Here is a 12,831-nt window from a genome sequence, read left to right on the forward strand (position 1 = left end):
GCCCGCCGTCATCCGGCGGGCCCTCACTCACGTCAAGGGAAGTCGGGGTCAGGCATGGCGGAGCTCACCAACATCAGGTCGCCGAGGGTCAAGGCCGCGCGGCGGCTGACCAAGCGGGCCTTCCGCGACCGGGACAAGGCTTTCCTGGCCGAGGGACCGCAGGCGGTCCGCGAGGCCCTCACGATCGATGGCGTCACGGTCGAGTTGTTCGCCACGGCCGACGCCGAGTCGCGCCACCCCGACATCATCGGCGCCGCCGCGGCGACGGGCGTTCCGGTCCACCGCGCCAGCGGCGAGGTGATGGCCGACCTGACCCAGACGATCACCCCGCAGGGAATCCTGGCCGTCTGCCGGTTCGTCCATGTCCCCCTCGGGCAGGCCGTACCCGCGGGTGCCCGCCTGGTGGCGCTGCTGGCTCACGTACGCGATCCGGGAAACGCCGGCACGGTCCTGCGTACCGCTGACGCGGCGGGAGCCGACGCGGTCGTGTTCACCGACGCGTCGGTCGATCCCTACAACGGCAAGTGCGTCCGGGCCAGCGCCGGCAGCCTCTTCCACCTGCCGGTGGCGACCGGTGCGCCCGTCGAGGAAGCCGTACGGCAGGCCAAGGAGGCGGGGCTGCGGGTTCTCGCCGCTGACGGTGCGGGCACGACGACTCTCGACGAGGTCGATCTGAGCCGTCCCACCGCGTGGCTGTTCGGCAACGAGGCGTGGGGGCTGCCACCCGAGCTTCTCGCGCTGGCCGACGAGGTCGTCCGGGTGCCGATCTACGGACGGGCGGAAAGCCTCAACCTCGCCACCGCCGCGGCCGTGTGCTTGTACTCTTCCGCCCGCGTGCAACGGCAGACCTTACATTCTGTGGAAGATCCCACCACCTCGCCCCGCTGAGGCTGCTGACGGTGCCCGGAAACCCGCTATTGTCGGCGGTGGAGTCGCGCTGAGTCAGGCGGCGTGGTTCCGTCCCGCGGGGCTCCCGAGGGCTGAGGAGGCGGTCTCGTGCGAGGTGGCGACACCCCCAGCGGTTCCCTTCACGGGGTTTCCGATGGGAGTGCCTACATCTGCGTCGACGAGCTTCCCGACGGGCTCGTCGTGGCCGATCACGGGGGCCGGATCCTCGTCGTCAACCGTGCGGCAGAGCGGCTGACCGGCGTCGGCCGGCAGCGAGCGGTCGGCAGCCACCTCACCGACGTCCTGCCCTTCCGCGACCTAGAAGGCCGCGACTGGTGGAAGTGGCTCGACCCGCGCGGAGGCCTGAGGAGCCGCAGCCGGCAGCCTGAACGTCCGCTCAGCCTCCCCGGCCGCCAGGAGTTACTCGTGGCCGCTCGGTTCGTCCGTGCACCCGAGCGGGGCGGCCCCGTCATCCGAGTAGTGATCACGATCAGGGACGCGTCCGCCCGGGCCCGGGTCGAGCGGAGCCGGGCCGACCTCGTCTCGACCGTCGCCCATGAGCTCAGGTCCCCGCTGACCAGCGTGAAGGGGTTCACCGCGACGCTCCTCGCCAAGTGGGATCGGTTCACCGACGCCCAGAAGCTGGTCATGCTGGAGACGGTCAACGCCGACGCCGACCGCGTCACCCGGCTGATCACCGAACTTCTCGACGTGTCCAGGATCGAGTCCGGCCGGCTGCAGGTGCACCGGCAGGTCGTGGACATCCCCGCCCGGGCCCGGAAGATCATCGCGGGCCGCGTGGCCGCCGGAGAGCCGGAGGACCGGTTCCACCTCGAGGCCGACGGGGATCTCCCCGAGACCTGGCTCGACCAGGACAAGATCGACCAGATTCTGGCCAACCTGGTGGAGAACGGCGTACGGCACGGACGGGGTACGGTGTCCGTAGTGGTCGAGCCAGTCGAGTGGGGAGTAGCCGTGTCCGTGCGTGACCAGGGTGAGGGCGTCGCGCCCGAGCTGGTCGGGCGCGTCTTCCGCCAGTTCTGGCGGGGCAACGGGCGCCGCAGGGGCGGCACGGGGCTCGGCCTGTTCATCGTCAAGGGCCTGGTCGAGGCGCACGGCGGCACGATCAGCGTGCAGCGCGCCCCCGGCGGCGGCGCGGAGTTCCGATTTATCTTGCCCACCGGGGCTCCTGACTTCGCCTGAGCTGCGCAGTTCCGCGCGGCTCGCGCAGCGCGGATGACGGCCCGGTGGGCTGATCCCACTAAACTCGACCATGCTGGGCGCCCGGCGCTCGCACGCCCTGGATACGGAGCTCTCTCTTGTCGAACACCTATGACCCGGTCGAGGTGACGCCGTTGCACGCCGACGAAGTCGGGCGGGCGCAGGCCGACGCCCTCGCCGCGATCGCCGCGGCGAATGACCTCGAAGATCTGAAGAAGGCGCGCCTCGCGCACGCCGGCGACCGTTCGCCGATCGCCCTGGCCAACCGGGAGATCGGCGCCCTTCCGCCCGCGGCCCGCGCGGAGGCGGGCAAGCGGATCGGCACGGCCCGCAAGGCCATCGGCGAGGCGCTTGCCGCGCGCCAGGCCGAGCTCGAGGCGGAGCGCGACGCGCGCGTCCTCGTCGAGGAGACCGTCGACGTCTCGCTGCCCTGGGACCGCGCTCCGCGCGGCGCCCGCCACCCGCTCACCACCCTGCAGGAGCGCATCGCGGACGCGTTCGTCGCGATGGGCTACGAGGTGGCCGAGGGGCCCGAGCTCGAAGGCGAATGGTTCAACTTCGACGCGTTGAACATCGCTCCCGATCACCCCGCCCGCTCCGACCACGACACGTTCTTCGTGGAGAGCACCGAGTCGGGGAAGGTGCTGCGCACCCAGACCTCACCGGTCCAGATCCGCGCACTGCTGTCGCGGCCCCTGCCGGTCTACGTGGTCTCGCCGGGGAAGACCTTCAGAACCGACGAGCTCGACGCCACCCACACCCCGGTCTTCCACCAGGTCGAGGGCTTGGCGATCGACAAGGGCCTGACGATGGCGCACCTCAAGGGCACCCTCGACCGGTTCGCCGAGGTGATGTTCGGTGAGGGCATCCGCACCCGTTTCCGGCCGAACTACTTCCCCTTCACCGAGCCGTCGGCCGAGATGGACCTGCTCTGCTTCGTCTGCCGCGGGTCGTCGGCCGTGCCGGGCAACCCGGCGTGCCGTACGTGCAAGTCCGAGGGCTGGATCGAGTGGGGCGGCTGCGGCATGGTCAACCCGCGCGTCCTCATCGCCTGCGGCGTCGACCCCTCGGTCTACTCCGGGTTCGCGTTCGGCATGGGCATCGAGCGCACGCTGATGTTCCGCCACAACGCCGAGGACATGCGCGACATGGTCGAAGGTGACGTCCGGTTCACCCTGCCGTTCGGGATGGAGGTCTGATGAAGGTCCCGCTTTCATGGCTGCGGGAGTATGTCGATCTCCCTGCCGTCACGGCCCACGAGGTCGCCGACAAGCTCACCGCCGCGGGCTTGAAGCTCGAGTCGATCACCGCGTACGGCCACGAGATCAAGAACGTGGTCGTGGGCCGCGTCCTCGCGATCGAGGAGCTGGCCGGTTTCAAGAAGCCGATCCGGCACTGCCGGGTCGAGGTGGGCGAGGCGGCTCCCCGCGAGATCGTCTGCGGCGCCGTCAACTTCGTCGAGGGTGACGTCGTTCCGGTGGCCCTGCCGGGCGCCGTGCTGCCCGGCGGCTTCGAGATCGCCTCCCGGAAGACGTACGGCAGGCTGTCGGACGGGATGATCTGCTCGGAGGCCGAGCTCGGCATCGCCGAGTCGTCCCCCGGCATCCTCCTGCTGCCGCAGGACACGCCCATCGGCGCGGACGTCGTGGAGTTGCTGGGCCTGCGCGACGACGTGCTCGAGCTGGAGATCACCCCCGACAGGGGCTACGCGCTGTCGATCCGCGGCGTCGCGCGCGAGGCGGCCACCGCGTTCGGCGTGCCGTTCCGCGACCCGGGCGCCGTCGAGCCCCCCGCCGTGGCGGGCGAGTCGTGGCCTGCGTCGATCGCCGACCCCACGGCCTGCGACCGCTTCGTGCTGCGCTCGGTCTCCGGGTTCGACCCGGCGGCCGAGAGCCCGCTCTGGATGCGGCTGCGGCTGGTGCGCGCGGGGATGCGCCCGGTCTCGCTGGCCGTCGACGTGACGAACTACATCATGCTCGAGCTCGGGCAGCCGCTCCACGCCTTCGACCGCTCCCGGTTGTCCGGCGGCATCGTGGTGCGGCGGGCGCGCGCGGGCGAGACGCTGGAGACGCTCGACCACGTCGTCCGCAAGCTCCACGAGGACGACATCCTGATCACCGACGACTCGGGCCCGATCTCGATGGCGGGCACGATGGGCGGCCTGCACACGGAGATCTCCGCGGCGTCGAGCGACATCGTGATCGAGGCCGCGCACTTCTCGGCGACCGGGATCGCGCGGGAGTCCCGCAGGCACAACCTGGTGAGCGAGGCGTCCAAGCGGTTCGAGCGCGGCGTCGACCGGGAGCTTCCGCTGATCGCGTCATGGCGGGCGGTACAGCTCCTCGTCGAGCTGGGCGGCGCCACGGCCGAGCCGGGCGTCACCCACGCCCAGGTCGAGGCGGCGCCCATCACGATCACCATCCCGGCCGGTCACCCCGGTCGTGTCGCGGGCCTGCCGTACACACGGGAGACCGTGGTCCGGCGGCTCGAGCAGGTGGGCTGCACGGTGGCCGACGGAGGCGTCGCGGGAGTCCGCGGCGGCCAGGGCGTCGCCGCCACCGGGGTGGTCTCCAGCGGCGACCTTGCCGACAAGCTCGCCGTGCAGGGGGACGACCTGATCACGGTCACGCCGCCGTCGTGGCGGCCGGACCTGACCGACCCTAACGACCTCGCCGAAGAGGTCATCAGGCTCGAGGGGTACGAGCACCTGCCGTCCGTGCTGCCCGCCGCACCCGCGGGGGCGGGGCTGACGGAGGGGCAGCGGCGGCGCCGCCGCGTCGGGCGGGCGCTGGCCGCGGCGGGATACGTCGAGGTGTTGTCGTATCCGTTCATCGGCGAGCGCGACCTCGACGGTCTGCAGTTGCCCGAGGGCGACGCGCGCAGGAGGGTGTCCCGGCTGGTCAACCCGCTGAGCGAGGACGAGCCGTTCATGCGGACCACGCTCCTTCCGGGCCTGCTGAAGACGCTCGTCCGTAACGTGGGCCGCGGGTCCGGCGACGTCGCGCTGTTCGAGATCGGGCTGGTCTATCGGCCGGACGCGGACGCTCCGGCGGCCGCCCCGGTGCTCGCGGTCGATCGCAGGCCGACCCCTGAGGAGCTCGCCGAGATCGAGAAGGCGCTCCCGCGGCAGCCGCAACGGGTCGCCGTGGTCCTCGCGGGAGAGTTCGAGCGGTCCGGCTGGTGGGGTGCGGGTCGCCAGGCGTCCTGGGCGGACGCCGTCGAGGCCGCGCGCACGCTGGCCCGGGCGGCCGGCGTCGAGCTCGGCGTCAACGCGGACCAGCACGAGCCGTGGCATCCGGGTCGTTGCGCCGTCCTGACCGTGACCGATGCCGCCACCGGTGAGACGGTGACGGTCGGACACGCGGGTGAGCTGCACCCGCGGGTCATCGAGGCGTACGGCCTGCCTCCGCGTACGGCGGCGATGGAGCTGGAGTTGTCGGCGCTCGCGCTGCCCGATCCGGTGCAGACGCCCACCGTGTCCGCCTACCCGGTGGCCACACAGGACGTCGCACTGACCGTGCCGGCGAACACGCCGGTCGCCGAGGTGGAGGCCGCGCTGCGCGCGGGGGCCGGGGACCTGCTCGAGGGGATCCGGCTGTTCGACGTGTACACGGGTGAGCAGGTGGGCGAGGGCAACAAGTCGCTGGCCTACAGCCTGCGGTTCCGCGCCCCGGACCGGACGCTCACGGCCGAGGAGACGACGGCGGCTCGTGACGCCGCCGTGGCCCTCGCCGCCGAGCGGACCGGAGCCCAACTCCGCGGCGCCTGAGCTCCGGCATCCTTTGGGGTGATCATGCACAAGGTCGGGGCAGGCCTGTTGACCTGCCCCGACCTTGTTTGTGATCATGCATGCTTTCGGTGGTCGATGCGTCTGCCTGCGCCTTTCCCCCGCGTGATCATGCGTGGATTCATCCGTACGGCCGCTGACGGCGGCTGTCTCCGAGTCTGTGCATGATCACGCGGGGGTGTTCGTCACGCGGGTTATTTGCTGTAGAGCTCCAGTTCCCAGAGGGAGTAGCCGTAGGTGGTGCCGCGTTTGACGCCCTGCATCCGGACGTATCGGGCGTCGACCGGGGTGAAGGACACGTTGTCGGTACCGCCGTTCCCGCTGGTCGTCGAGTAGGCAGGGGTCCAGTTGGCTCCGTCGGCCGACGTCTCGATCCGGTAGGACGAGCCGTAGGCCGTCTCCCAGCGGAGGATCGCCCTCCCCACGCTCTTGACCGAGCCGAGATCCACTTGGATGTACTGGTTGTCGGTCCAGTCGCTCGCCCATCGGGTGGACGGGTCGCCGTCGATGGCCTTCGCCGGCGTGTTCGGACTCTGGGTGCCGTTCGCACTGGCAGTCGCGCCCGCCGCCAGGTTGGCGACCGAGTCCCCGCGGTGGGCGGGGAACGAGACCACCTGCTGGTAGGTCGGCCGGTTCTGCCACGAGATCAGCGGGTGCTTCACCCCGCCCAGCGGCGACTGCTGGACGGCGTCGGCACACCACTGGTTGCCCGCCGCGCACGACGCGTCACCCGGGTAGGTGGTGGTCGCCCGCTCGGCCACCGCCGCGGACAGGCTGTTCAGCAGGACCGTACGGCAGGCCGCCACGGTTTCGCCGCAGAACTTGGCCGGCAGGGGAGAGGCCACCGGGTCGCCGAGCACGTTGCGGAGGTCCTTGTCGACGTAGCCCCACCAGCCGTACTGGAACGAGGAGCCCTTGTGCGCCTGGGCCTCGTTCGCGGAGGTCGGGAACGAGGACATGTCGCCCTGCTGCAGGCCCGAAGGCGACTCGTTGATCTGCAGCGCGTTGATCAGGGACTGGTAGAGCCCGTCACCCAGGCCCGGCTTGAACTGGGCCCGCACGAGCTTCGGCCACCACGCGTCGAAGATGCGGATGGCGTCGGCGTTCGCGTACGCCTTGCTGCTGGGGGAGGTCTCGACCCGCTTGGCCCCGGCCGACGCCCACGTCGACAGCTTCGACACCGCCGACGAGAGTGCGGGGTCGGTCACCGCCGAACTCTTGAGTACGCGGAGCAGGTTGGGCAGGACCTTGAGGCCGCGCAGATCGGTGGTCGCGGCGGAGGCCATGATCTTCACGGTGCCGCTGCGGTCGAGGGTCCCGGAGGACAGGGCGGCCTTGACCGGGGTGTCCAGCAGGTCGCCGCGGTGGACCGACCCGAAGCTGAAGTTGCCGTCCGCCGAGCCGTAGTCCTTGGCCTGCTTGTTGTTCCAGCTGACGAAGTAGTCCTGGTTGACCGCCTGGGGGTGGGTGCTCGGCGCCGCGTAGGTGGCGGTGTTCGTCGCGGGGTCGAACCCGGCCCACTCGTGTGCGGCGTCGGCCGTCATGGGCAGGTTGGGGTCGGACACGGCCGACCTCACCGGGTTGTTCCCGGACATGAAGTACGCGGTGTCGGCCGAGTTCACATAGAACCAGTTGAACGCGAAGCCGATCGTGGAGGCGGAGTTCTTGAAGGCGGCGGGCGATCCCATCTCATCGGGATCGTTGAACATCTGGAACCCGATCGCGGAGTCGGCCTCGTGCTGGTACGTCGAGCGCAGCGTCGTGAAGGCCGTGGGTACGCCGCCGACCGTGCCGCGCCAGCTCACCAGGCCGTACTTGGTCCGTTTGATGACGAGGTCGTACGATCCCGCCTCGGTGGCGTCGGCCGTGCTCGGCTTCCAGGAGTTGGTCTTCTTCAGTGTCTCCATGGCCGTGCAGGTGCCGTGGTAGAGGTAGTAGTCCGACGACGTCGTGGGCGTCCCGCCGTTCGGGTCGCACAGGGTGAGGGCGTAGGTGTCGGTGATGTCCTGCAGGCTCGAGGTGGCGCTCCAGGCGTAGTCGGTGCCGCGGCCGAGCAGGACGTAGAGGCTCAGTCCGGAGAAGGCGGCGCCGCGTGCCCGGATGCCTGGGCCGGACAGTTCCTCCAGCATGAGCAGCTGCGGTGCGAAGTAACCGGTCTGCGGGCCGAACACGGCGATCGGGTGGCCGCTCGCCGACTTGTCCGCCGAGACGACGATGGCGTTCGACATGCTCGGCTTGCTGTTGTCGACGGTCAGGCCGGTGAGGGCGCTCTTCGCCGCGGTGGTTGAGGAGGTGGCCGTGCCCTTCTCATTCTCGGTGATGTCCACGGGCGCGCTCGTGGCGTCGGGCAGGACGACTCCGGTCGCTCCGGCCGGGGCGTCTCCGGAGGGGAAGCTCTGCCCATCGTGCAGGGTCAGGACGGTCTCCGGGTCGTTCTGCTCGCGGAAGGCCTGCCAGGCCTGGTCGCCGGCGGCCGTGCCGTACTTGGCCCGGGCCGCGACCCGCACCAGGGCCGACTGCATCTCGGCCCCGCCGCCACCGCCGAACAGGCCGCCGATCACACCCGCGATCGCGACCAGGTCGGTCATCTTGAAGTCGACGGGCCCGCCCGCGTTCGTGATCGCGTCGAGGTGGCCGGTCACCACGTACTCGCCGGGGCAGTTCCGGTTGGCCATGCAGTAGTCGATGTAGGCGTTGATGCCGGCGATGTAGCTCTGGACGTCGGTGTAGAGCTGCGCGCCCCGGGGCCCCTCGCTCCTGAGCCTGTCGACCTGCGCCTCGAGGTCGGCCTCCGTGTACGGGGAGTTGCGCCAGACGCTCTGCTCCAGGTCCCTGTTGCCCGCCGCGCCGCCGGCGAAGGGGGTCAGCTCTCCCCGGCCGACGTGGCGCATCAGGTCCATCAGCCAGAGGCGGTCCTGGGCGCCGGCGTATCCGGCGCCGAACATCGTGCCCGCCCGGGTCGTGCCGGTGATGTGCGGGACGCCGGTCGCCTTGTCCCGGACGATCGTCACGTCGGAGCGGGGGCTGATCGTGCTCTCCACCTGACCGGCGGGCACTCCGAACGAGCTGTCGTTGAAGAAGTTCGTGATCTGGTCGTCGGTCAGCCCGGTGTAGCCGGAGATCAGGTTGGCGTACTTGCTCAGCTGGTCGGTGCTGTGGGTGGGGAAGGTGCCGAAGCCCTGGTTGCCGATGATCTCGATGAGGGTGGCGTTGCCGTTCTGGCCGGGCGGCAGTACGTCGGCGCACTGGCCGAGGCAGTAGTCGTCCGGGGGAAATGACGGAGCCGCCGAGGCGGGGACGGCCGGGAGGCCGACGGCGAGTAAGGCGAACGCGGCGGCGGCCGTGATCGCCCGTCGAAGGCGCGCGTGCATGCGGGAACTACCCTTCGCGTGGTCGGGGGGTGAAGGGACGTCAGGGGACATCTGGCGACATCTTGGCGACACTGTTCACGCGCGCGAACATGAGCTGGGCTCACTTCGGGACGATACTCGGTGGTAACCAACGGGGCAATGGGGGAGTGAAGGGCGCTTGTGACTGAGAGCAGGCAGGAAACCCGACCACCGTGGTCGTGGTCGTCATGTCACGAAGACCTTTCCGATCGGACACACATTGCGGCACGGCTGAACCCCGGCGGAGGCCGCGGCGTGTTGGGGGCATGAGGCTTTTCGTGCTCCTCGGCGTCGCGCTTGTCCTGACTTCGTGCGGGACGGTGGAACCGCCCTCCCGTGCCGTCCCGCAGACGCCCGCGCGTTCCGCGATTGAATCACCCGGGGCGGCCGCGGCCGCCCCGAAGCCGTGTCCTAAGCGATGGGGTGGAGGGATCGGGGGCTGGGTGCCCGCGCCCCCGGGTGTCGCCGGGGCGGGCGAATCGCTCGTGCCGGGCACTCCCGTCGAAGCGATGATCTGCGCGTACCCCGGAAACAACACGAACCCGGGCGACGAGCAACTGGCCGGGACGCGGACGTTGAAGGAAACGGCCGGGCAACTGGGCCGCGACCTCGGGTACCTGCCGGTCGGCGCGTCGGACGGCGGCGCGTGCACCGCCATGGGAGGACCCATGACGAACTACCTCATCCGGTTCACCTACGACGACGGACGGTCGCTGTGGGTGGGCAGCGCCGAGGAGGTCAACCACTGCGTGACGACGACGAACGGCACCGCCAGCAGCCGCTCGTATGTAGGTGACCGCATCACCGCCGCCTACCGGCAGGGGACGTGGGAGGCCGCCGACGGGAAGGACCTGTGCGAGACCTGGATGGGACGCCGGGGACAGAACGAGCGGATGGTCCCTGACGAGCCCACATCGGTGCTGGTCTGCCGGCTCGACCCGCAGGGGGGAGAGTCACTCCGGATGGAGTACGGAACCGACGTGGCCGGGCCGTTGGCGAGCAGGTTGAACGGCATGGACACCCGTCCGAGCGACAACAGTTGCCAGCAGACCAACGGCAAGGATCCCGGCGTCATCCTCCGCCTCGTGTTCGGCTACGCCGACGGGCCTCCGGCGGCCGTCATGGTCCAGGAGTTCTGCAGGCCCTCCGTGAACAACGGGCTGCTTCAGGCGGACGGCGACGATCGCCTGCTCCAGGAGGCCACGCGTCTCGCTCCCCGCTGACCCCGGGCCCGATCCCGTACGGCTCCCGCAGCCGGGGGGCGGGAGCCGTACGGGGAGGGTCAACGGGGTTGGGTGCCGACGGGGGTGTTCATGTCGGCCTGGATCTGCTCCGCGGTGAGCGGTGTGCTGTAGATGCGGATCTCGTCGATCAGGCCCTTGTAGTGCTGCCCGAACCGGCTGTCGCGGCCGATCGTGAGCGGGCCCGTCTCTTGCCTGAACGAAGACGGCAGGTCGCCTTCTTGGGCGACCTCGATCCCGTTCACGTAAATCCGGACGGTGCCATCGGCGAATGTCGCCGCCACATGACTCCAGGTGTTCGCGGGGAGAGGCGTCGGGGAGACGATGATCCGGTAGTCGTTGATGCGCACGGACGGGCCGGTCGGGACCTCCTCGTTGCTGATGACAGAGGCGGACAGTCCGTACGAGGAGGTCTGCTCGTCTCCCTTGAACAAGATCGCGTGATATGACGTGATCTCTGTCGGATAGACCCATGCCTCCACGGTCATGCCCGTGTCGAGGCGCACCGTCGGTGAGTCGGGCACGATCGCGTCCGCGGTGTCCGCCGAGAAGGACAGCGCCTTGCCGAACCTGCCGTCGGCCCACGTGGTGCCAATCGTTGTGCCGTCGTTCCCGGAGCCGGAACCGTCGGTGAAGGTCGTGCCGGTGCCCTCGTCGAAGCCATAGGCGGCGACCAGGCAGGCGGCGGGCGGGCACTCCGCCACCTGGGCGAACGCCACGTTCGACATCTCTCCCGGCTGGCCGGCCGTGTCGACCGCCTCGACGGAGTAGGAGTACCTGCCGGCGGAAAGACCGATGTCGGTCAAGGTGCGCGACGTCACGGTGCCGATCAGTTCGATTCCCCGCCAGACCCGGTAGGCGGCCACCCCGTCGTCGTCCGCCGCCGCCGTCCAGGAGAGCTCCGCTCTTCCCGCGCCTCCCTGGACGCTGAGCGTCGGAGCGGTGGGCGGCTGGTCGGGCACCCTGGCCGACGCCTCGTTCGACGGCTGACCGACCTGCCCGGCGTAGTCCACGGGAATGAGCCGGTAGTAGTAGACCCCGGCGGCGAGGCCGTAGTCCTCGTAGACATGGGGAGTGATGCTCGCGATCCAGGTCCGCGGAGACGGAGTGAATCCCGGGGTCGTCGAGCGGTGCAACTGGTAGTGGCTGATGCCGAATGCGGCGGTGGCGGGTCCGTACGTCAGCCGCACCCAGTCGGACCGCCCGCCTGCCGTGAGCGTGCCGGGAGCGGACGGGGGGTCACCGGGCGTTTCGACCGTCGCCGACACCTCGTTGGACGGCGGGCCGATCGGGGAGCCGCCTTCGAGGGCGACGACCCGGTAGTAGTAGACGCCGGCAGGCTGGCCCTCGTCGCGGAAGCGCGTCGCGTACGGGATCGTGGTGGTGCCGATCCAGGTGTCGGCGGACGGGGTGAATCCCGGGGTCGCCGAGCGATGGATCTCATAACTCGAGACGTCGCCACCGAAGATCGGGGCTTGCCAGTCGAGCGAGACGAAGGAGTAGTGCACCGTCGCCTCGAGCCCGGAGGGGCCGGAGGGCGGCTGGTTCGGATTGATCGGGGTGTCCATGTCGGTCTGGATCTGGGCCGCGGTCAGCGCCCTGTTGTAGATCCTCACCTCGTCGAGCGTCCCCTCGAAGGAGTCTCCGCCCCAGACGCTCTTCCCGCCGATCGTGAGATCGCCGCCGTGTGATCGGATGGCGCCGATGACGGACGTCTGCCGAGCCAGCACGCCGTCGATGTACAGCCGGAGCTTCCTGCCGTCGTAGGTCGAGGCGAGGTGGGTCCAGCCGCCCTCGCCGAGGAAGCCGGTCGATCTCACCTCCCGGTAGCCTCCCGTGCGCACACCGGCGGCGGGAACGCCGCTGTCGTCGCTGGAGAACAGCCCGTAGGCGATGCCCCGGCCCTGCTCCTTCAGTAGCACCGTCCGCCATCCGCTCGTCGTGGCCGGTTTCACCCAGGCCTCCAGAGTCATGCCGGACGAGAGCCGGAGGCTCGCCGAGTCCTTCACCGTCACCGAGCTTGAGCCGCTGAACGACAGACCGGCCCCGTACTTGCCCCGCTCCCAGGTCGTCGCGGTCGCCCGGCCGTTGTTGCCCTTCGGCGAGGCGTCGCCGACCTTGGTTCCTTCGGCCTCGTCCATTCCGAACGCGGCGACGAGGCCGGAGTTCGCGGTGGACGCGTGGGCCACCGCGGGAATCGTGAGTAGTGCACAGACGGTCAGTAGGCCGGTGATGGCGGCCATGGCGCGATGTAACACGTTCAACTGACGCCCCCATTGGCAGACGAACCTGCTTCGACGGTCGT

The 12,831-nt window shown here is 70.1% G+C and carries 7 protein-coding genes; 5 read left to right on the forward strand and 2 right to left on the reverse strand.

Going from position 1 to position 12,831, the window contains the following annotated elements:
* The first annotated feature begins 54 nt into the window (after window positions 1-54).
* The 4 genes from Pph01_RS37410 (at window position 55) to Pph01_RS37425 (ending at window position 5,878) form a co-directional block, all read left to right on the forward strand.
* On the forward strand, window positions 55-888 hold the full coding sequence (locus Pph01_RS37410; protein WP_204077969.1) for a TrmH family RNA methyltransferase: 834 nt from the start codon (window positions 55-57) through the stop codon (window positions 886-888).
* 168 nt (window positions 889-1,056) lie between these two features.
* Window positions 1,057-2,091 (forward strand): sensor histidine kinase, encoded by a 1,035-nt coding sequence (locus Pph01_RS37415; RefSeq protein WP_239117312.1) that lies wholly within the window; start codon window positions 1,057-1,059, stop codon window positions 2,089-2,091.
* Window positions 2,092-2,207: 116 nt separating this feature from the next.
* Window positions 2,208-3,308 (forward strand): phenylalanine--tRNA ligase subunit alpha, encoded by a 1,101-nt coding sequence (gene pheS / locus Pph01_RS37420; RefSeq protein ID WP_204077971.1) that lies wholly within the window; start codon window positions 2,208-2,210, stop codon window positions 3,306-3,308.
* Window positions 3,308-5,878 carry a phenylalanine--tRNA ligase subunit beta gene (locus Pph01_RS37425; RefSeq protein WP_204077972.1) on the forward strand — a complete coding sequence of 857 codons (2,571 nt, stop codon included), beginning with the start codon at window positions 3,308-3,310 and terminating at the stop codon, window positions 5,876-5,878. Before pheS ends, Pph01_RS37425 begins: the two co-directional genes overlap by 1 nt.
* Window positions 5,879-6,090: 212 nt before the next feature.
* Here the strand turns inward: Pph01_RS37425 and Pph01_RS37430 are convergent, their stop codons facing one another.
* The gene (locus Pph01_RS37430; RefSeq protein WP_204077973.1) at window positions 6,091-9,267 is read right to left on the reverse strand and encodes a penicillin acylase family protein; all 3,177 of its coding nucleotides are present in this window, start codon (window positions 9,265-9,267) and stop codon (window positions 6,091-6,093) included.
* A gap of 461 nt (window positions 9,268-9,728) precedes the next feature.
* Between Pph01_RS37430 and Pph01_RS37435 the strand changes: the two genes are divergently transcribed.
* Window positions 9,729-10,508: a hypothetical protein gene (locus Pph01_RS37435; protein ID WP_204077974.1), complete on the forward strand. Its 780-nt coding sequence runs from the start codon at window positions 9,729-9,731 to the stop codon at window positions 10,506-10,508.
* A gap of 59 nt (window positions 10,509-10,567) precedes the next feature.
* On the opposite strand, the gene Pph01_RS37440 is transcribed toward Pph01_RS37435, so the two are convergent.
* A complete protein-coding gene (locus Pph01_RS37440) occupies window positions 10,568-12,769 on the reverse strand; it encodes a LamG domain-containing protein (protein ID WP_204077975.1) in 2,202 nt (733 codons plus the stop codon).
* Window positions 12,770-12,831: the final 62 nt, after the last annotated feature.

It is taken from the genome of Planotetraspora phitsanulokensis, assembly GCF_016863295.1.
In the GTDB taxonomy this organism is placed as follows: Bacteria; Actinomycetota; Actinomycetes; order Streptosporangiales; family Streptosporangiaceae; genus Planotetraspora; species Planotetraspora phitsanulokensis.